This is a genomic window from Streptomyces sp. NPDC005648 (genome assembly GCF_040605395.1).
In the GTDB taxonomy this organism is placed as follows: domain Bacteria; phylum Actinomycetota; class Actinomycetes; order Streptomycetales; family Streptomycetaceae; genus Streptomyces.
Window position 1 is genome coordinate 18373 of record NZ_JBEXCS010000040.1, and the last position, 19912, is coordinate 38284.

Below are 19912 nucleotides of genomic sequence, written 5' to 3' on the forward strand. Positions count from 1 at the left end.
CCACGTCATCGGTGGCCTCCCGCGTCGGCGGCCACCGTGACGACGACGGGGCGCGCGGTGGTCGCCCGAGGCATCGTGGCCGTCGGTTGCTCGCGCGTAGGGGTCTCTGGGCGGGTCTCACCATGGTGGTCGTGGCCGGCTCGGCTGTCGTGGTCAGCCAGGCTTCGGCGCAGCAGAAGACCCTGGATCCGAAGAAGTGGTACGTGCTGGTCAACCGCAACAGCGGCAAGGTGCTGGACGACCGCGGCTCCGCCAAGAACGACGGCGCGGCGGTGGTGCAGTGGGCGCGCCACGGCGGGGCCAACCAGCAGTGGCGCTTCATCGACGTGGGTAACGGCTACTACCGGCTGCAGAACCGGAACTCCGGCAAGGTGCTGGACGATCTCGGCTGGTCGAGGACCGCCGGCTCCGCCATCGTGCAGTGGAAAGACCTGAACGGCACCAACCAGCAGTTCAAACTGGCCAAGTCGCCGAACGGCTACCTGCGTCTGGTCAATCGCTTCAGTGGCATGGCTGTCGGTGTCCGCAACGCCGCCAAGGCCGACGGGGGCGGCGTCGTCCAGAACCGCGACCGGGGCGGCGCCGATCAGCAGTGGCAACTCGTCCCTGCCGGGAGTGTCGGCGGCGCCGGTACACCCGCCGCGCCGAGCAGCAGCGTTCCCTCCAGCCCGGCTCCGAGCAGCTCCCACCCGTCGTCCACGCCGTCGTCCACGCCGTCTCCCGTGGCCGGTGGCGGCAGCTCGACGAAACGCTTCCTGGGCAGCAGCACGGTGCTCATCGGCGGCTCGATGTCCGACGCCTCGGCGGCCGCCGCGCCGTTCGACGTCCGGTACGCCTATGTGCACAGCCAGCCCGCGCCGTCCTCGGACTACTACACGGCAGCGAAATGCCACGACGACTGGTCGGGTTGGTGGGGCTGCTGGAACGGCAGCACCACGGCGCCCGGCACGTACGTGACCTGGCGGGACGACGTGGTGTCCCAGGCGACGTACAAGGGCAGCGCGCGTCCGCAGAAGATGCTCTGGACCTGGTACTCGTTGCGCGACCTCGGGGACGCGGCGGGCGAGGGCGACGGCCCGGGCGAGGTCAAGGCCATCAACCGGGTCGACCTGCTCACCCGGTACCTGAACGACTACCGTTTCTTCCTCCAGAAGATCGGCACGTCGCAGGAAGCTATCGACCTGGAGCCCGACTTCTGGGGCTACGTCCGGTCGCTCGGCGATCCGCACCAGGTTCCCGCACAGGTCAAGAGCGCGAATTCGAAGGACTGCGGATTGCAGGAGAACAGCGCCACCGGGCTCGCCCAGTGCCTGATCTCGATGGCGCACAAGTACGCGCCGAACACCGAAGTCGGGATGCACCTCTCCTGCTTCGACTGGGAGACCAGCACGCAGGCTTGCGTCAAGTCCTACGAGAGCTTCGGGGCCAAGAACGCCGACTTCCTGGCCACCGACGTGTCGGACCGCGACGCGGGCTGGTACGCGCAGCCGGCCCACGGCGGCAGTGACCACTTCTGGACCGACCAGAAGGCCGCCGCCGCCCTGCAGTTCTACAAGACGATGGCCGAGTCCGTGGGCAAGCCGGTGGTCCTGTGGCAGATCCCCGTGGGCAACATGGCGCAGAACAACACCCTCAACCACTACAAGGACGACAAGGTGGACTGGTTCTTCGCCCACATGGACCAGGTGGCGAACGCCCACATCGCCGGCCTGTTCTTCGGGCCGGGGCAGCAGGAACAGACCTCGGTCGAAACCGACGGCGGAAACCTGATCAACAAGACGATCGCGTACCACAACTCGGGCGGTACACCGCTCAAGTAGGCGAAGCCGACGAATGCGCCCCCATCTCTTCGATGGGGGCGCATTTCGTCATCTTCGTCGGGCTGGGGACCGCGGCTCAGGCGGGTCAGCGCTGCAGGGTGAGGACGCCCGGCCGCCACGGCAGCCGGTCGTACGGGCCGCTCGCGGTGGGGGACTTGCCCTGGTACAGGAACTGCAGGTGGCAGGGGTCAACGGTCATGGTCTGGTCGGGGTTGTCGCGGACCAGGTCTCCGTGGCTGATGTCGTTGGTCCAGGTGGCACCGCTGTTGGCCTTGCCCGCGAACGGGTTGCTCTCGCCGGCGGCCTGCGGGGTCCATGAACCACTCAGGCTGGACGCCGTGAACGAGCGGAAGTAGCGCTGCTCGTTCGCGCCCCGCGCCTCGACGATCATGAGGTACTGGTTCTGGCCCTGCACCTTGTAGACCTGCGGCGCCTCGAACAGGTTCTTCGTCGTGTCGCTCATGACCGTCGTGTACGACGAGCCGAAGTTGCCCGGGAAGTTCCCGATCGGCATGCTCGCCCGGTAGATCTTGCCGTTGTCACCGGCGAAGAACAGGTACATGTTCTTGTCGTCGGCGATCAGGGTCTGGTCGATCGGGCCGGTGGCGGATTCGGCGCTGGGGATGCTGCCGGTGAACAGCGGCTGCGACGCGGACCAGCCGCCCGGGTTGGTGGGGTCGCTGGAGGTGCGGTAGACGAACGCCGACGCGCCCCACTGGGACGCCAGCACCCAGATCTTCTTGGGCGCGAAGTAGAACAGTGTGGGCGCCACCGCTTTCTGGCTCATCCCGGTCTGGCCGGCCGACGCCATGTCCGACCAGTTCGTGAAGGGCTTGAACATCATCGAGCCGTACGACGAGCCCGCCACGCTCGACGCGTAGACCAGGTGCTTGCCGTTGTACGTCACGGTGGTGAAGTCCTTCACCGCGTCCCACCCGTTCGCCGGCTGCGCCAACGCACCCGTCGACGTCCACCGGTAGGTCGACGGAAGAGCACACGTGCTGCTCTTCGGCGCCGCGGCCGGCTTGAAGCTCCAGTGCTGGTTGGCGCCGCCGCCGTTGGAGTCCCAGATCTGGACGGAAGTGCCGTTGGCGGTCTTGCCGCCGGGGATCTCCAGCGCCCGGCCGCTGGCGACGTTGGTCAGCGTGTAGGAGCCGTCACCGTTCTTGGTGGCCCGCCAGTGCTGGTTGGCGCCGCCGTTGGAGTCCCAGACCTCCATCCTCGTCCCGTTGCCCGTCTGGTTGCCCGGCTCGTCCAGTACCCGGCCGCCGGCGACGTTGGTCAGCGTGTAGGAGCCGTCACTGTTCTTGGTGGCCCGCCACTGCTGGTTGGCGGCGCCGCTTGCGTCCCACACCTGGAGCGGGGTGCCGTTGCCGTTCTGTCCCGCGGGCTCGTCGAGAACGCGTCCGGCGGCCGCGTTGGAGAGCGTGTAGACGGTGCCGGAGGTGATGTCCCCGGCCGCCGCCGTGCCACCACCCGCCGTGCCCCCGCCGCTGCTGCCGCCCAGGGCGGTGAGCACCGCGTCGTAGGCGGGCTTCTTGTTACCGCCGTTGTCGAACAGCAACGGGTTCTCACCGGTGCGCCAGGAGTCGCTGTCGCGGATGCCCCACACCGTGACGCCCGTGCAGCGGGCGACGTTGAGGCAGTCCTGCACAGTGCCGGCGTACGCGGTGGCGGACGCCTGGGCGATGTCGAGCTCGGTGATCTGGACGTCCACGCCGAGCGCGGCGAACTTGGACAGAGTGGTCTGGAAGCTCGCGGGCGGGCCGCCGGCGCCGAAGTGGCTCTGGAAACCGACGCAGTCGACGGGCACACCACGGGACTTGAAGTCCTTGACCATGTTGTAGACGCCCTGCGTCTTCGCGTCGGTCCAGTTCTCGATGTTGTAGTCGTTGTAGCAGAGCTTGGCGGAGGGGTCGGCTTTCCGGGCCGTGCGGAAGGCTTCCTCGATGAAGCCGTTGCCCAGCACGTCCTGGAAGACCGAGCTGCGGTGCTGACCGCTGCCGCCGTCGGCGAACGCCTCGTTGACCACGTCCCAGGCGTAGATCTTGCCCTTGAAGTGGGTCATCTCCGTCGTGATGTGGTTGTCCATCACGCTGCGCAGCGTGTTGGCGTCGGTGATGGACTTGACCCAGCCGGGCAGTTGGGAGTGCCAGACGAGGGTGTGGCCGCGCATGCGCTGGCCGTGGGCGGCGGCGTGGTTGACGATCTGGTCGGCGGGGCCGAAGTTGAAGCTGCCGCGGGAGGGCTCGGTGGTGTCCCACTTCATCTCGTTCTCCGGGGTGATCATGTTGAACTCCCGGTCGAGAATCGTGGAGTACGTCGAGTCACCGAGCCTGCCCGAGGACACTGCCGTGCCGAAGTAGCGGCCGCTGCCGGCCGCGGCGGCGCCCAGGGTCGATGTGCCGGCCCCCGGCGTGCGTGCGGCCAGCGCGACCAGCGGTACGGCGGCACCCGCGGCGGCGAGGACCACGGCGGCGGCGAGCACGCGGCGGGTGGCCGGACGGCGGCGATGAGAGCGGTTCTGATCTGACAACGGCATGTCCTTCTGGCACAGCGGGCCCTGCTCCGGGCCCGGTCACCCGCCAGTTGTCACCACGCACACAAACGTTGCCGCGATCGAGGGGGGAATCTTCACGGCCGCCGAATCCAGCTCCCCCGGCCGACCGGCCGCACAGCGGCGTTCACCGGGTCGGGACGAACCCTCCCCGGACCGACGCGGAGCCGCCGGAATCCCGCGCGTCGACGCGGTAGCCGTCGCCCGCGGCACTGCGCCCGCCGGCGCCGTTGTTGAACTGTGCGGCGAACTCATGGCTCCCGGCCGGCACGGTCAGGCCCGGCTTGAGGACCCAGCGGTAGACCAGCACGCCACCGGCCTGCTGGACGGTGACGGTGAAGTCACCACTCGGCAGGGTCTGCCAGGTACCGGTGTTCTTCACCCCGCCGGTCTGGACGATCCGTATCTCGACCGTGAGCGAGGTGAGCGGCCGGGTCGTCTTGAGGGCGAGGTTGCTCTGCGTCCAGTAGACGGTGCTGCCCGGGTCCAGCGAGCCGCCTGACCACAGCGGCCCGTTCTGGCTCTCGCCGGCGGACGGCGACGGACTGGTGGCCGGCGGAGTCGGGCGCGCGCTGCCCGGGGTGGTGACCGGGGCCGGCGCGACAGGGGTGGGGCGGGCCGATGTCGGGTGCGGGGAGCCGGCGGTCGGGGACGGGGTGGCAGGCACGGTCACGGTGGCCGACGGCGGCGGCGACGGGGTCGTGACGATGGCGGCGACGGCCAGGCCGCCGGTCGTCAGGATGCCGGCAGCGGCGAGCCCGGCGAGCGCGACCCTGGTCCCGGACCTCGCGAACGGCCGCGCGCGGTGACGGACGGCGGGCCCGGCCATGCCGCGTTGCACTCTGGCCAGCATCCTCGCGCGGTCGGGCCGGTGGGCCCCGGCGGCCTCGCGCAGCTGACGGGCGATCTCCTCGTTCACCGGTTCCTCCTCCCTGCCACCAGGTCCCCGGCCGCTCGTGCGCCCAGTATCCTTTCCAGCTCGGCCATTCCCTTCGAGGTCTGGCTCTTCACCGTGCCGACCGAGATGCCCAGCGCCACCGCGGTGTCCTTCTCGGACAGGTCGAAGGCGTGCCGCAGCACCACGCAGGCGCGCTTGCGGAACGGCAGCCGGTCGAGCGCCGCGCGGACATCCAGTACGGCCGCCGTGTCCGGCCCGTCCACCTTCTCGGGGCTGCGGGACCAGAACAGCGCGATCCGGCGTCGCTCGCGCACCGCGCTGCGGATCCGTCCCCGCGCGAGGTTGGCCACCACACCGCGGGCGTAGGCGAGCGGGTGGTCGGCCTGCCGCAACCGGTCCCAGCGCTGCCACAGGGCGACCAGGGCATCCGCCGCGAGGTCGTCCGCCGCGTCGGTCTCGCCGGTCAGCAGGTAAGCCAGACGGGCGAGTTCGGCATAGTGGCGTTCGAAGAATTCGTGGAACTCCGCGGACGCGTCATCGAGGACCATCCCCGGGTCGCCCTCTCCTGGCAATGATGTGCGCGTTGGTTGCACGTTCAACAACGGGGAGCGCAGCCTAGCAGTGCCCGGCCCGGGATTCGAACGGCGGTCGTGCTCGGTAGCGGGGCGGTGAAGGCTGACCGGCGGGCTGGTCAATGCCGGACCAGTCCGCGCCAGTGCCACGGTTGCGGCGCGATGTGCTTCGTTGCCCTCATGCCCGTCCATCCGGTAGTTCGACCAGGCCTTACGGCTCCCAGTTGCCGCAGAGGACGAGAAGGTTGCCGGGTTTTTGAGATCCCGGTGGCCGGCCACCGGTCTTCACGTCCGTAAGGATCACCAGCACTTCAGGAAAGCACCCTGACTCGATGAAGCGATCTTGGCACCTTGTCCTGGCGTCGGCTCTCGTCGCGGGAGCCGTCACACCGGTGGTCGCGGTGGGCAGCGCGGTCGCCGCGGACGGCGACATCACCTCGGCCGTCCTGGCGAACCGTGATGTCGTCCTGACCGGTGACGCGGTCGTGCGCGTACCGCGGGGAACCCACACGTACACCGGTGTGATCAGCGGTGAAGGAGCGCTTCGCGTGTCCGGCACCGGCACGCTGGTCCTCGCCAGGGACAGCACCTTCACCCTGCCGCGCTCCCGGCAGCACCAGAGGGTCCGGATCCCGGGCGGCAACCACCCGTACGTCGTGGTCGACGGTCCCGACGAGCCCGCGGTCACCGTGGACGCGGGGGCGACCCTCCAGTACGGCACCGGCGGTACGACCGGCCTGATCGGGTCCTTCCCGTACAACACGCCCGGTTACCAGCAGAACCAGGACAACATCCGGGTGGACGGCACCCTGCGTCTGTCGCTGACCCGGCTGTTCAACCTGGGCATCATCAGCGGCTCCGGCCTGGTCACCCAGCCCCGGAACATGTGGGGAACGCTCCAGATCTGTGGCACCAACCCGTTCTCCGGCGTCTTCGACAACGGCACGGGCGTCAACTTCGCGAGCACCACCTGTGCCGCCGACCTGCCGGGCGCCCGCTCCGTCGTCAACCGCGGTTCATGGATCATCGACACCCCGCTCTACCACACGGTCGTAGAGCGGCAGAACTTCTACAGCCACGAGTACGGCAACGACGTCAATGTGCACTCCCGGCCGGGCAGCAAGGTGATCCTCACCGGCGTCTACAGCTGGAGTGACAGCGGCGACGGGGCGGCGCCCTCGCTGAGCGACCCCGGACTGAACTGGCGGCCCGTGGCCCACAACCTGAACAAGCGCGGCACCAACATCGAGGGCGCCGACGTCCAGTGGGGCGACGGGACCACGCACCGGATCTTCATGCCCGGCACGGCGCAGACGGTCTACATCAACCTGCACGCCAGACGGCAGCGCTCCCGGCTCACCTTCGACTACAACGGACCGGTGACCCTGGGCGCGCCCATCGGCGGCGGCATGTATCACGACACCCTCGGCGCTCCCGGCGCCGGGGACGTCGTCATCGCCGGCACCAGCGGCAACGACGTGACCTTCGCGGCAGCGCAGTACTACGACGGATCCACCACCATCGACAGGAAGGCGACCCTCCGTCTCGGCTCCGGGACCGCGGGCGGCGACGGAAGCCTCCACACCGGCGGAGCCCTCGACAAAGTGATCGACAACGGTTCACTCGTGATCCGCAACACCGGGACCCCCACCACCCTCCCGGCGGTGACCGGTACCGGATCGGTGACGCAGAACGGAGCCGCCGCCACCACCGTCACCAGCGCCGCCCACACCGGCGTCACCACGGTGGCCAAAGGCAGCCTGATCGTCTCCGGGACCTCTCTGCGGACATCGAGTGCGGTCGCTCTGACCGGTTCCTCGGCCGTCCTGGATCTCAGCAAGGCACGCGACACGACTCTGCGCAGGCTGCGGGTCGTCACAGGTGCGAAGATCCTCCTTCCCCGGAACTCCCCTGAGCTGACCCTCGGTTCGAGGACCGCAACAGTCTCCGGTAAGGGTCTCGCCATCGGCGGGATGCGCTTCTCCGTCAGCCGGGCCGGCGTCCACACCGTGCTGACGGCTCTCCCGTCCACCAAGACCGCACACCCGTCCTCCGCCGCGAGCGGACCGGCACCCTCCCCCGCCCGGACCGGCCGAGCGGCCACGCCCCTGGGCGCCTCCACCGGCACCATGGCGGACACCGGCAACAACGTGGGTGCTCTGTGGGGCGTCACAGGACTGGCGGGCGTCGTTCTCGCCGGCGTCGCCGCGGTCTTCGTCTTCGTGCGCGTCCGCTCGCGTCCGCGTACGTCCCCGCGTCACGCCCGCTGATCCCCGCCGCCACGGATCCCACCGGCCCGCCCATGGCTGTCAGCGCTCACCCCTTACGATGACTCCGCTTCGTACCCGCGTCAGGTCGAAGGGAGACCCGATGCCAAGGCATGCCGCGCCCGCGGCCGATGTGATAGCCGCGGCTCGGGCCGGCGATCGCGACGCCCTGGAAGAGCTCAGCTCCCGGACGCTTCCGCTGGTCTACAGCGTCGCGGCGCGTGCGCACCCGTACCGCGACGACGTCGACGACATCGTCCAGGAGACGATGATGCGCATCCTGCGCGGCATCGGGGGACTGGAGCGCCCGGAGGCGTTCCGGTCCTGGGTGATCACCATCACCGTGAACGAGGTCCGCGACCACATCCGCGGGCGCGGCAGGAGCGAGACGACGGGAGCGGCGTTCGACGCGGCCGAGCACCGGCCCGACCCGGCCGCCGACTTCGCCGAGGGGGTCCTCCTCGACCTCCGGCTGTCCGGGCAGCGCGAGGAGTCCGTGCGCGCGACCCGTTGGCTCGACGAGGACGACCGGGAGCTGCTGTCCCTGTGGTGGCTGGAGACGGCCGGCCGGCTCGCCCGGGCCGAGCTCGCCTCCGCGCTGGACATGACCGGCCATCAAGCGGCGGTACGGGTGCAACGCATGAAGGAGCGCCTGCACACCTCCCGCGTCATCGTCCGGGCCCTCGCGGCCAGGCCCGCCTGCGGGGAACTGACCCGGCTGACCCGGGACTGGAACGGGGCCCCCAGCGGCCTGTGGCGCAAACGCCTCGGCCGCCATGTGCGGCAGTGCCCGCGGTGCGTGCGCCACGAGGACGGCATGCTGGCCCCGGAAGGACTGCTGGCGCCCCTGGCCCTCCTGCCCGTGCCGGCGGCACTGCTGGCCTGGCGCCCGTGGCTGTCCGCGGGAACGCACGCCGCGGCGGCCGGCCATGCCGGCACCACGGCCACTTCGGGCAGCGCGGGTTCCGCGACGGCGGGGACCGCGGGGACCGCAGGGACGGGCCTCACCGCGAAGGCCGTGGTGGCGGCGGCGAGTGCGCTGCTCGCCGTGGGCGGTGGCGTGCTCGTGCACACGGCCCCATGGTCCAGCCCGTCGGCACGTCCGGCCACCGCCCCGACGGCCTCAGGCCCGGCACCCGCGCCTTCGCTCACCGCATCCGCATCCCCATCCGCCTCCCCATCGGCATCCGCATCACCGTCACGACCGGCACCGGTACCGGGCTCCGCCGTATCGCATCCCTCGCCAGGGCCGCGGTACGGGTCCGTGGTCGACACCGTGGACAGCGCGCCACCGCCGAACCGGCCGCCCGCCGCATTGCCCCACCGCCCGCAGACCACGGTGACGATGACGGGGCTCAAGAAGCACCTGGACGGCTATCAGCTCGTCCACCGCGGGGACACGGTGGTACTGCGCGGGAAGGGCTATTTCACCGTCCACTGGGACGTGATGTACGGGCTGCGCCCCGGGCTGCTGACCATGCCCTCGTGGACCGGACTGCGAGGAAGGCTGTTCCACGTGGCCTCGGGCGGCGGCCACCGCATGGACGACCGTCAGCCGGGCGCGCCCGCCGGCGGCACCTGGATGGGCAACCGGCAGCAAGGACTGATCGTCCTGCCGCCGGGAGCCCAGCAGATGTGGCAGAACGAGTACTACTACCTCGACGGCAGCGTCACACTCCACCTCAACGAAACCCAGGCCGACTACAACCTCGACGTCCTGCACTCCTCCTGGCAGGAGACAGCCGACGACATCGCCCGTCCCCCGGTCCCGGACTCCGCCGACCGCGAACGGTACGGACTCGTGCGCGACACCGGCCGCGACGACGCCCCCGTACCGCAGTACGCCACCCGCACCACGCCGACCGACGCGGGCACCGTGCCCCAGCGCTCCGCAGTGTCCTGACCATGTCCGCGCCGTAAGGACCCGGCGTGCGGCGGCTCAGGTGGGGCGGGGCTCGCGCTCCGACTTCGCCCGGACCGTGTCGATGACCGCTTGGACGGCCGTCACGAAGTTCTGGGGGTCGTCCAGGCTCACGAACCGTGGTGCGACCCGCGCGATGTTGGGGTACTCGTCGGGCGGCAGCGTGAGGTAGTCGGTCTTCCAGGCGTGCAGATCGGCGTCCCGGAGCTCCGGGGACAGCGCGGCCAGGCTCGCGTCCATGGCGCTGTAGGCCAGCACCAGGTCGGCGAAGACCCGGTAGTAGAGGGCTGCTTCCGCGTCGTCGAGGCCGGCCCGGCGCATGCAGTCCAGTTTGCGTTCCACCGACCGGAACTCGTTCTTCCGCCGTGCGGTGCGCGCGGCGGCCAGGGCCCCCACCCGGGGATGGCGGAGAAACGCCTCATGGATGTGGATCGCGATCTCCATGAGGTCGTGGGCCCAGTCGTCCGTGGGCGGCGGGGTGTTGGCCAGGGCCTCCTCGTGCAGGGCGTCGATGAGTGCCAGCAACAGTTCGTCCTTGTTGCGGAAGTGCCGGTAGATCGCCGTCGGATGGGCGGACAGCTCACGGCCGAGGGCCTGGAACGTCAGCTTCTCCATACCGGAGGAGTCCGCGACCCGGAACGCCGCCTGGACGATCAGCTCCTGGCTCAGGGTGCCTCGCGGCAGCCGGCTCCGGCTCGCCCTCTTCGTCGTCCTGGCGCTGCTGTCGGTCATGCTTCCTTCCCCACGTCGATCGCTCCCATGATCGCGCACCCGGCCATGGCGTCAGCCGGCCACCGCCGAACCGTCCGCGCGCGGATCGGTGGCCGCCGCCAGGTGCGGTCGGCCGTCCCCGGCGACTCGCCGGACCAACTGGCCGTGGCCCACTCCGTCGTCGTGCGCGCCGAGCGACCGGACGGTGAAGCCCGCCCCCTCGATCGCGTGGACGCCGGCGGCAGGGACGTCCCGCTCGGTGCTGACGACGCCCGCGCCGGTCGTCACCCCCGCCTCCATGGCTCCGAGGACCCAGCGTGGCACCGACACGGCGTGTTCGGGAGAGGAACCGGCGGCCAGGTGCAGGGCCATGTGCGTGTGCACCTGGGGTTGCGCGCGTCCGCCCATCGCGCCGTGCGCGCCGACGAGTTCGCCCCCTTCGCGGACCAGGACCGGCATGAGCGTGTGCAGCGGCCGCTTCCCGCCGGCCAGTCGGTTGGGCGAGGCGGGGTCGAGGGAGAACGAGGCGCCCCGGTTGTGCAGGACGATCCCGGTGCCGGGGTCGAGCAGGCCGGCGCCGAAGCCGTGGAAGACGCTCTGGATCAGGGAGACCCAGGTGCCGTCCGCGTCGGCCACCACCACCGCCACGGTGTCACCGGTCGCCTTGCGCCGGCCGAGCAGGTCGACCGCCGTGCCCGACAGGGCGTGCTCGGCGATGCGCCGCGCGTACGCGTCGGACAGCAGCTGGTCGACGGGGGCGCTGCTCCACTCCGGGTCGGCGCAGTGGCGGTCACGGTCGCCGGCGGTCCAGGCGAGTACGGAGGCGACCACGCCGGCGTCGCGGCCGAGCGGGTCGAGCGGCCCGCGGACGGTGCGGGCGACGTCGAGTGCCTTGAGGCCCTGGAGGAAGTAGAGGCCCTGCGAGTTCGCACCGGCCGACAGGTACTCGACACCGTCGTACTCCGCGGCGAGCGCCGGCGAGAGCTCCACGGTGTGTGCGGCGAAGTCCTCCTCCGTCATCGCGGATCCCCCGGCCGCGAGCAGCTTCACCAGGCTCGCGCCCACCTCTCCGCCGTACATCGCGGCGGGGCCGTCCGAGCCGATCCGGGCCAGGGAGCGGGCGAGGTGGGGCTGGCGCAGCGTCTGTCCGGCCGCGAGGACCTCGCCGTCGGCGAAGAACACGCCGCGCATACCGGGATCGCGCGCCAGGTTGCCGCTCTCGCGGGCGAGGTCCTGGGCCAGTCCGGACGCCACGGGCACCCCCTCACGGGCCGCGGCCTCGGCGGGCGCGAGCGCCGCGGCGAGCGGACGGCTGCCCCAGGTCTCGGCGAGGACGCCCCACCCGGCGACCGCGCCGGGAACGGTCACCGGCAGGGCGCCGAGCACGGGCATCAGGTCGTACGCCGCCGTCAACGACGCCACGTCGACCGCGCGCGGGGAGCGGCCGCTCGCGTTGACGAAGCGGATGTCGCCGTCCCGGGTGCCCACCAGTGCCAGCAGATCGCCGCCGACCGAGCACTGGTTGGGGTACACCACCGTCAGCATGGCGGCGGCGGCGAGCGCCGCGTCGACCGCGTTGCCGCCACCGCGCAGGACCTCGGCGGCCACCTCGCTCGCCGCGGCGTGGGGCGTCGCGACGGCCCATTCCCCGCCCCTCGCGGCGAGCTGACGTTCGGTGAGTGCGGACATCGTTCCCTTTCCGGGCCCAAGGACATGAGTGCGCCGACGGCAGTGCGCCGACGGCCACCCGCGGTGCGCCTTGTTTAACTCCCGTGTTACCTGGAGCTTGTTGACAGTCCGAGAGCGCCGGGCCTAGCTTCCCTGTCATAGTCAACGTCGTCGACTATGACACTGACTAAATCGCCGCGCAACAGCGCGAACTCTCAAAGGGGTTCGGTAAATGGCCTGGTCGCTCTCCTTCTCCCGCCGATCGGTGCCCGTGCTGGCCGGTGCCACCGCGGCGGCCGCCCTGGTCCTCGCCGGCTGCTCCGGCAGCTCCGGCGACACCGACGCCGCCGCGAAGCCGGCGTCGGTCAAGGTGCCCTCGGGCGCGCTCGTGAAGAGCGGTCAGATCACCTACTGCTCGGACATCAGCGCACCGCCGCTGACGTACTACGACGCCGCGCAGAAGCCGGTGGGAGCCGAGATCGAACTCGGGGACGCGCTGGCCGCCGAGCTCGGGGTCCGTGCGAACTGGGCCAACACCAGCTTCAACGGGATCATCCCGGCGCTCCAGGCCAAGCAGTGCGACGCGATCGTCAGCCAGCTCTACATCAAGCCGGAGCGGGAGAAGGTCGTCGACTTCGTCCCGTACATGTACGCCTCCAACACCCTCGTCGTGGCCGAGAAGAACGCCAAGACGATCAAGAGCGCGGACGACCTGTGCGGCAAGAAGGCGGCCGGACAGACGGGCACGACCGTCGTCGAGTACCTCACCGACCAGTCCAAGAAGTGCGCGGCGGCCGGGAAGCCGAAGATCGACGTGCGGCAGTTCACCAAGGACAGCGACGCCCTCCAGCAACTGCGCCTCGGACTGGTGGACGCCTACGGCACGACGCTGGAGACCGCCGCGTATGTGCAGAAGCAGCAGCCGGGCACGTTCAGCCTCGTCGGCGAACCGTTCAACCGCATCAAGGTGGGAGCCGCGACCCGCAAGGACGACGCGTCCCTGCACGACGCGCTCACGAAGGCGCTGGCAGCCGTACGCAAGAGCGGCACGTACGACGCGATCCTCAAGAAGTGGAACCTGTCCGGCGACGACATCGCCCACTGATTCCACGGCAGGCGCGCAGAGAGAAGACGACGTGACCCACGCAACCGTGCTCGCCGACGCGGGGCAGCCGGCCGGCTTCGACTGGCCGTTCTTCTGGCACTACCTGTTCTCGCCCTCCGGGGTGTTCCTCGACGGGCTCTGGCGCACCGTCTACATATCGGTGATCGCCCAACTGCTCGGTGTGCTCCTCGGGTTCGCCGTCGCCCTGGCCCAGCGCAGCCGCTTCGCCCCGCTGCGCTGGGGCGGGCGGACCTATGTCTGGCTGATCCGCGGCACCCCCCTGCTCGTCCAGCTCGTCCTCGTCTACAACGGCCTCGCTGCCGCGGGCATCTACCGCTTCGGGGACCTCCAGGTCGGCGGGCTCGTGTTCCTCGGCGTCGTACAGGCGGCCATTCTGACGCTCGCCGTGAACGAGGCGGCGTACATGGCGGAGATCTTCCGCGCGGCCCTCGACGCCATCGATCCCGGGCAGGCGGAGGCGGCGCAGGCGCTGGGCATGACCCCGGCGATGACCATGCGGGTCGTGCTGCTGCCGCAGGCGGTCCGGATCATCGTTCCGCCGCTGGGCAACGAGTTCAACCTGATGATGAAGTCGACGTCCCTGCTGTCGGTCATCGGCCTCCAGGAGATGTTCCTGACCGCGCAGTCGATCAACTCGGCGACCTTCAAGACCTTCGAGATCTTCCTGGTCGTCGCCTGCTACTACCTCGCGCTGACGACGGTGTGGTCGTTCGTCCAGCGGTTCATCGAGCGCAGGCTCGCGGATCCCGGGCAGGTGATCGCCACGCCCTCGCTGCGGGAGCGGCTCGCCGGTGGCGGCCTGGGCCGAGGCACCGCCGGCCGCGAGGGCGCCACGCTCGTAGGCAAGGAGAGCCACTGACATGGAAGCGATCACGAGTCCGGCCGACGCGTCGGCGGTGATGTCGGCGCGCGGGGTGGTCAAGCGCTTCGGTGACGTGCGGGTGCTGAACGGTATCTCCATGGACGTGCGGGCCCGCGAGGTCGTGGTCATGGTGGGGCCGTCCGGGTCCGGCAAGACCACGTTCCTGCGCTGCCTCAACCACCTCGAACGCATCGACGAGGGCGAGATCCTCATCCACGGCCGGCCCGTCGGCTACCGGCCGCGGGTCTCCCCCTCCGGTCGGCCGGTGGAGGAGCGGCCGAAGGTGGTGGCCGAACGCCGCCGCAACATCGGCTTCGTCTTCCAGCGCTTCAACCTCTTTCCCCATCTGACCGCGCTCGACAACGTGGCCGTCGCGCCGACGAAGGTCCTCGGCACGCCGAAGGCCGAGGCCAGGGAGCAGGCACGGCAGCTGCTGACGAGGGTGGGCCTCGGGCACAAGGCGTCGTCGCGGCCGTCGGCCCTGTCCGGCGGCCAGCAGCAGCGCGTCGCCATCGCCCGCGCCCTCGCCATGCAGCCGGAGTTGATGCTCTTCGACGAACCGACGAGCGCCCTCGACCCCGAGATGGTCGGCGAGGTCATCGCCGTGATGAAGGAACTCGTCGACGACGGCATGACGATGATCGTCGTCACGCACGAGATGGGTTTCGCCCGCTCGGCCGCGGACCGGCTGATCATGTTCGACCAGGGGGCCGTCCTGGAGGAAGGCCCCCCTGAGAAGCTCATGACCGACCCCGCCCACGACCGCACACGGGCCTTCCTGCGCCGTATCAACGAGGGCGACTGAGCGAGCGCGGACGAGGGGACTCAGCGAAGTTCGTCCGCGTAACGGTCCGTTCCCGGCACCGTGGGGATGAACGGAGCGACGAACTGCACGGCACCGAGGCCGGAAGCATCCACTGCCGTGTCCAGGTCCGCGAAGTGGTCCCGCCAGGTCTCCCGGGGATCCAGCTGGAGGAACCACAGCAGAGTCAGCCGGGTCCCGACTCCCTCGACCTGCTTGACGTAGGTCATCCGGTCCAGGGGCAGCGGCGTCGGCGCGAAGACGGTCACCATGGCCGCCGGAGAGCCGGCCAGCCGCTTGGGAAGGTGGTCGTCGCGCAGCCACGCGAGCAGGTCCCCGCGCTCGCCGGGGGACCTTGCGTCGATGACCTGGACGACGAGCCCGGCGTAGGGGTGGTCCAGGGCGTGGATGTCACGGGGACCTTGGTCACCGTCGCGGTAGAGGGTCACGACGTGGTCCTGGAACGCGGTGAAGACGTGCGTACGGTCCTGGAAGACCCTGTGGTCGCGGTTGAGCCGCTTGTTGATGCCGACGGTCCACCGCATGTGGTCGGCGTAGCGGCCGGCGGTCATCCAGTAGACGGATATGTAGCACCCTGCCGTCACGGGCTGTGCGACGGCTGAGGTCTCGGGGTAGCGCAGGAGCTGGAGGTCCCGGGTGGCGACCCAGCGGCGGCCCGCGTACATCCACGGCATGGCCATCGCGCCGGCAATGAAGTGATCGTCTTCGTACCAGCGATTGTACTGGCGTTCGTGGCCCGGGTGTGGCTCGACCATGGTGATCAGCGCATGGCCGAGGTCGGCTCCGTACGGGCCGACGGCGGCCAGTTCCCCGTACATGCGGCTGCGGGTCTCGTCCGTGTGCGTCGCGTCCTCTGTCATGCGTCCGGTGTACCTGACTGGACGTCAGATTTGGAGAGGGATTCCGCACCTTCGGGGGAACCCGTCGTCACTGCGGGTGTCCTCGCCCATGTCGGCCCCCTTCCGTCCTCCGCCGGTCGCCCATACCCTGACGCCCCGTCAGATGAACCGCCATACCCCGGAGGCTCCGATGTCACTGCTCACGGGCAAGACCGTCGTCGTGTCGGGAGTCGGCGCCGGGCTCGGTCACCAGGTCGCGTCGGCGGTCGTACGCGACGGCGGGAACGCGGTGCTCGGGGCGCGCACGGAGGCCAACCTCGCCAAGAGCGCGGCCGAGATCGATCCGGACGGGGCGCACACGGCGTACCGGTCGACGGACATCACCGACGAGCGGCAGTGCGTCGCGCTGGCGGAGCTGGGGGTGGAGCGCTTCGGGCGGATCGACGCGGTGGTCCATGTGGCCGCCTGGGACAGCTACTTCGGCGGTCTGGAGGAAGCGGACTTCGCCACCTGGCAGTCGGTGATCGACGTGAACCTGCTGGGCTCGCTGCGGATGACCCGGGCCTGCCTGCCGGCGCTCAAGAGGGCAGGCGGGTCGGTGGTGTTCATCGGTACGCAGTCCGCCGTGGCCGCCCCGACACAGGTCTCGCAGGCGGCGTACGCGGCCTCGAAGGGCGCGCTGACGAGCGCGATGTACTCGCTGGCGCGCGAGCTCGGGCCGCACCGGATCCGGGTCAACACCGTGCTGCCGGGCTGGATGTGGGGGCCGCCGGTGCAGGCGTTCGTGCAGTTCACGGCGCAGACGGAGAAGGTGCCGGAGGACGACGTACGGAAGCGGCTGACCTCGCGCATGGCACTGCCCGATCTCGCCACCGACGGCGATGTGGCGGATGCGGCCGTGTTCCTGGCGTCGGATCGGGCGCGGGCGATCACCGGACAGTCCTTGCTGGTCAACGCCGGGGAGCTGATGCGATGAGTTCATATAGCTGAACCAGAACCATCATCACGAATACTTTTACCTCCCCTTGACCTTACGCTCACTTGTCGTGTTCACGTGACACCGCACACGATGAGCGCCGGGTCGACCCCCCTGGGAGGCGTACATGAACGGTCTCGACTGGGCCGTGCTCATCGGTTACTTCGGCGTGATGGTGGCGATCGGCGTCTGGTCGCACAAGCGGGTGGACGACGTCAGCGACTTCTTCACGGCCGGCGGCAAGATGCCGTGGTGGCTGTCGGGCATCTCGCACCACATGTCCGGCTACAGCGCGGTGATGTTCACGGGCTACGCGGGCATCGCCTACACCTACGGGGTGACATCCTTCGTCACCTGGTCCTTCCCGATCGCGCTGGGCGTCGCCATCGGCTCGAAGCTGTTCGCGCCGCGCGTCAACCGGCTGCGCTCACGGCTGCACGTGGCCTCCCCCCTGGAGTACCTCAAGAACCGCTACGACCTGAAGACCCAGCAGGCCCTCGTCTGGTCGGGCATGCTGCTGAAGATCGTGGACGTGGGCGCCAAGTGGGCGGCGATCGCGACCCTGTTGTCGGTGTTCACCGGGCTGTCCCTGAACCAGGGCATCCTCATCACCGGCGCGATCACCGCGGTCTACTGCACGATCGGCGGTCTGTGGGCGGACGCGCTGACCGAACTGGGCCAGTTCGTCATCCAGTTGCTGGCCGGTGTCACGATGTTCGTCACCGTCGTCCTCAAGCTGAACGACAAGGGCATCGGCTTCTTCGGCGCCTGGGACGAGCCGGCCCTGCACGGCCACGGAAAGCCCCTGGTCGGCCCGTACGGCACGGTCTTCCTCCTCGCGTTCCTGTTCATCAAGCTCTTCGAGTACAACGGCGGCATGCTCAACCAGGCCCAGCGCTACATGGCGACGGGCAGCCCGCGGGAGGCCGAGCGCTCGGCCCGGCTGTCCGCGGTGCTGTGGCTGATCTGGCCCGTGGTGCTGTTCTTCCCCATGTGGATGTCGCCGCTGCTGGTCCACGCGCAGAAGCCGGACGGCTCCGACTCCTACGGCCTGATGACCGAACAGCTCATCCCCCACGGTCTGTTGGGCCTGGTCATCGTCGGCTTCTTCTCGCACACGATGGCCATGTGCTCCTCCGACGCCAACGCGATCGCGGCCGTCTTCACCCGCGACGTGGCGCCGGTGATCTCGCAGCGGGCCCGTGAGTGGGGCCGGCGCTCCGGTCTGATCGCCGCCCGGGTCACCACCGTGATCTTCCTCGGTCTGTCGATGTCGGTGGCGACGCAGGTCAATTCGCCGACGTTCAAGGACATCATCACCGTGGTCATCAAATGGGTCGCCGGCCTGATGGGCCCGATCGCGATCCCGATGATGCTGGGCCTGCTGCGCCCGTTCCGCCGCTCCGGCCCGACCGCCGCGCTCACCAGCTGGTCGATGGGTCTGCTCGCCTTCTGGCTGGTCAACTACCCGATCAACTGGAACGTCAAGGGCGGAGTCCCGCTGCAGTACCAGGTCTCGGTCCCCCTGGCCGTCTCCCTCGTGCTCTACATCCTCATCGGCTACCTCAAGCCCGAGGACACCCCGGCCCGCCTCGCCATCATCGACCGCGTCAACACGGACGACGACGGTACGGCGGCGGCGGCCGTACCCGCTCCGGCGGAACCGGCGGAGCGTACGCCGGTCAAGGACTGATCCTCCGCGCACCGAAAGGGGCGGGCACCCGGTGGTTCCGGTGCCCGCCCCGACTTCCCTCCCTGTGCGGCGCGTTACGGCGCGGCGTCCAGCAGGGTCATGCCGACGAACTGCGTGCCCCGGCCGCAGTGCACGAACCCGAGGTACGCGCCGCCGCGACGGGTTGGTGGGGTCGAAACCGGTGTCCAGAACGCCGAGGATCATCCCCCGGCCGGCGTTCTTCTGCCCCCCGGGGATCTTCGAGTACAGCCCGCCCTTGTTCTTCAGCCCGAGGAAGGCGGCGGTGTCGGGCGGCGCGACGGCACCCGGTGTGCGCGACAGCGCGGTCGCCTGCCCGGCCGTCAGCTTCGCCGAGAACCCCGCACGGCCCGCGTGCCGGTGTCGAGCCGCTCGCCGGGCTCGGGCGCGGTCTTCGGCGCCGTGGACACGGGCTGGTCGGCGAGCTGGACGAAGTAGGTGCCGTCGGTGCCTTAAGGAGTGGTCGGTTCCCCGAGATCGACGTCATCCTGTGGCGGATGGGACTGCTGAGGAAAGGAGAGTTGACGATGAGTCAGAAATCGCACACACCCGAGGACGACCTCCGCTTCTACCTCCAGGAGGCCCGGGACGCACTCCTCTGGAAGCTCGAAGGTCTTTCCGAGTACGACATCCGGCGCCCCCTGACCCCGACCGGCACCAACCTCCTGGGACTGGTCAAGCATGTCACCGGTGCCGAACTCGGCTACCTGGGCGACACGTTCGGCCGCCCCTTCGGTGGGACGCGCCCCTGGATGGCGGCCGATGCTGAGGTGAACTCGGACATGTGGGCCACCGCCGACGAGTCACGGGAGCGGATCGTCGCCGACTACCGCCAGGTGTGGGCGCACTCCGAGGCGACCATACGGTCGCTGCCCCTGGACACGGTCGGCAAGGTGCCCTGGTGGCCGGACGGCAGGGACGAGATCACCCTCCTGCATGCCCTGGTCCGAGTGATCGCCGACACCCAACGGCACGCGGGACAGGCGGACATCCTGCGGGAGCACCTGGACGGCTCAGCAGGCATGCAGAAGCACAACACAAGCCTGCCGAAGGTCGACGAACAGTGGTGGAAGGAGCACCGGGACCGCCTGGAGAACGCAGCACGGGAGGCCCAGGCCCGCGAGGAGCGACCGTAGCGGTACGGGTACGTCCACGCCGGCG

Annotated in this window: 15 protein-coding genes; 9 read left to right on the plus strand and 6 right to left on the minus strand. The window is 69.9% G+C overall.

The window, feature by feature from the left end:
• Positions 1-122: 122 nt before the first annotated feature.
• Positions 123-1820 carry an RICIN domain-containing protein gene (locus ABZT17_RS22950; protein ID WP_356351427.1) on the plus strand — a complete coding sequence of 566 codons (1698 nt, stop codon included), beginning with the start codon at positions 123-125 and terminating at the stop codon, positions 1818-1820.
• An 85-nt stretch (positions 1821-1905) separates the two neighbouring features.
• Here ABZT17_RS22950 and ABZT17_RS22955 read toward each other — a convergent pair whose 3' ends face one another.
• The 3 genes from ABZT17_RS22955 to ABZT17_RS22965 form a co-directional block, all read right to left on the minus strand.
• Positions 1906-4362: a non-reducing end alpha-L-arabinofuranosidase family hydrolase gene (locus ABZT17_RS22955; RefSeq protein WP_356351428.1), complete on the minus strand. Its 2457-nt coding sequence runs from the start codon at positions 4360-4362 to the stop codon at positions 1906-1908.
• Between the two features lie 142 nt (positions 4363-4504).
• The gene (locus ABZT17_RS22960; RefSeq protein WP_356351429.1) at positions 4505-5296 is read right to left on the minus strand and encodes a hypothetical protein; all 792 of its coding nucleotides are present in this window, start codon (positions 5294-5296) and stop codon (positions 4505-4507) included.
• Positions 5293-5823: a SigE family RNA polymerase sigma factor gene (locus ABZT17_RS22965; RefSeq protein ID WP_356351430.1), complete on the minus strand. Its 531-nt coding sequence runs from the start codon at positions 5821-5823 to the stop codon at positions 5293-5295. The genes ABZT17_RS22960 and ABZT17_RS22965 overlap by 4 nt, the downstream gene beginning before the upstream one ends.
• 356 nt (positions 5824-6179) lie before the next feature.
• Here ABZT17_RS22965 and ABZT17_RS22970 point away from each other — a divergent pair, with 356 nt between their 5' ends.
• A complete protein-coding gene (locus ABZT17_RS22970) occupies positions 6180-8117 on the plus strand; it encodes an autotransporter (RefSeq protein ID WP_356351431.1) in 1938 nt (645 codons plus the stop codon).
• A gap of 100 nt (positions 8118-8217) precedes the next feature.
• Complete coding sequence (locus ABZT17_RS22975; protein ID WP_356351432.1) at positions 8218-10017, plus strand: sigma-70 family RNA polymerase sigma factor; 1800 nt, start codon at positions 8218-8220, stop codon at positions 10015-10017.
• Positions 10018-10053: 36 nt separating this feature from the next.
• Here ABZT17_RS22975 and ABZT17_RS22980 read toward each other — a convergent pair whose 3' ends face one another.
• Positions 10054-10767: a TetR family transcriptional regulator gene (locus ABZT17_RS22980; RefSeq protein ID WP_356351433.1), complete on the minus strand. Its 714-nt coding sequence runs from the start codon at positions 10765-10767 to the stop codon at positions 10054-10056.
• A gap of 51 nt (positions 10768-10818) precedes the next feature.
• Positions 10819-12435 (minus strand): gamma-glutamyltransferase, encoded by a 1617-nt coding sequence (locus ABZT17_RS22985; protein ID WP_356351434.1) that lies wholly within the window; start codon positions 12433-12435, stop codon positions 10819-10821.
• 211 nt (positions 12436-12646) lie between these two features.
• On the opposite strand from ABZT17_RS22985, the gene ABZT17_RS22990 reads away from it, so the two are divergent.
• From ABZT17_RS22990 to ABZT17_RS23000, 3 genes are read left to right on the plus strand one after another with little or no spacing between them, the layout of a single operon-like run.
• The gene (locus ABZT17_RS22990; protein ID WP_356351435.1) at positions 12647-13519 is read left to right on the plus strand and encodes an ABC transporter substrate-binding protein; all 873 of its coding nucleotides are present in this window, start codon (positions 12647-12649) and stop codon (positions 13517-13519) included.
• 31 nt (positions 13520-13550) lie between these two features.
• Positions 13551-14399, plus strand: coding sequence for an amino acid ABC transporter permease (locus ABZT17_RS22995; protein WP_356351436.1), 849 nt, complete (start codon positions 13551-13553; stop codon positions 14397-14399).
• Between the two features lies 1 nt (position 14400).
• Positions 14401-15207, plus strand: a complete 807-nt coding sequence (locus ABZT17_RS23000) for an amino acid ABC transporter ATP-binding protein (protein ID WP_356351437.1) — start codon at positions 14401-14403, stop codon at positions 15205-15207.
• Between the two features lie 20 nt (positions 15208-15227).
• Here ABZT17_RS23000 and ABZT17_RS23005 read toward each other — a convergent pair whose 3' ends face one another.
• Positions 15228-16085: a hypothetical protein gene (locus tag ABZT17_RS23005; protein WP_356351438.1), complete on the minus strand. Its 858-nt coding sequence runs from the start codon at positions 16083-16085 to the stop codon at positions 15228-15230.
• Between the two features lie 169 nt (positions 16086-16254).
• On the opposite strand from ABZT17_RS23005, the gene ABZT17_RS23010 reads away from it, so the two are divergent.
• From ABZT17_RS23010 to ABZT17_RS23020, 3 genes are all read left to right on the plus strand, one after another.
• The gene (locus ABZT17_RS23010) at positions 16255-17040 is read left to right on the plus strand and encodes an SDR family oxidoreductase (protein ID WP_356351439.1); all 786 of its coding nucleotides are present in this window, start codon (positions 16255-16257) and stop codon (positions 17038-17040) included.
• A gap of 127 nt (positions 17041-17167) precedes the next feature.
• On the plus strand, positions 17168-18733 hold the full coding sequence (locus ABZT17_RS23015) for a sodium:solute symporter family protein (protein ID WP_356351440.1): 1566 nt from the start codon (positions 17168-17170) through the stop codon (positions 18731-18733).
• A 545-nt stretch (positions 18734-19278) separates the two neighbouring features.
• Entirely contained in the window at positions 19279-19887 is a 609-nt protein-coding gene (locus ABZT17_RS23020) for a DinB family protein (protein ID WP_356351441.1), read from the plus strand.
• The last annotated feature ends 25 nt before the right edge of the window (positions 19888-19912 follow it).

Bases quoted from the DNA above. Each gene is read 5' to 3' on its own strand.
- ABZT17_RS22965 (WP_356351430.1), bottom strand. From the start codon at position 5,823: ATGGTCCTCGATGACGCGTCCGCGGAGTTCCACGAATTCTTCGAACGC.
- ABZT17_RS22970 (WP_356351431.1), top strand. From the start codon at position 6,180: ATGAAGCGATCTTGGCACCTTGTCCTGGCGTCGGCTCTCGTCGCGGGA.
- ABZT17_RS22990 (WP_356351435.1), top strand. From the start codon at position 12,647: ATGGCCTGGTCGCTCTCCTTCTCCCGCCGATCGGTGCCCGTGCTGGCC.
- ABZT17_RS23020 (WP_356351441.1), top strand. From the start codon at position 19,279: ATGAGTCAGAAATCGCACACACCCGAGGACGACCTCCGCTTCTACCTC.
- ABZT17_RS22975 (WP_356351432.1), top strand. From the start codon at position 8,218: ATGCCAAGGCATGCCGCGCCCGCGGCCGATGTGATAGCCGCGGCTCGG.
- ABZT17_RS23000 (WP_356351437.1), top strand. From the start codon at position 14,401: ATGGAAGCGATCACGAGTCCGGCCGACGCGTCGGCGGTGATGTCGGCG.
- ABZT17_RS22955 (WP_356351428.1), bottom strand. From the start codon at position 4,362: ATGCCGTTGTCAGATCAGAACCGCTCTCATCGCCGCCGTCCGGCCACC.
- ABZT17_RS22980 (WP_356351433.1), bottom strand. From the start codon at position 10,767: ATGACCGACAGCAGCGCCAGGACGACGAAGAGGGCGAGCCGGAGCCGG.
- ABZT17_RS22985 (WP_356351434.1), bottom strand. From the start codon at position 12,435: ATGTCCGCACTCACCGAACGTCAGCTCGCCGCGAGGGGCGGGGAATGG.
- ABZT17_RS23010 (WP_356351439.1), top strand. From the start codon at position 16,255: ATGTCACTGCTCACGGGCAAGACCGTCGTCGTGTCGGGAGTCGGCGCC.
- ABZT17_RS23015 (WP_356351440.1), top strand. From the start codon at position 17,168: ATGAACGGTCTCGACTGGGCCGTGCTCATCGGTTACTTCGGCGTGATG.
- ABZT17_RS22950 (WP_356351427.1), top strand. From the start codon at position 123: ATGGTGGTCGTGGCCGGCTCGGCTGTCGTGGTCAGCCAGGCTTCGGCG.
- ABZT17_RS23005 (WP_356351438.1), bottom strand. From the start codon at position 16,085: ATGACAGAGGACGCGACGCACACGGACGAGACCCGCAGCCGCATGTAC.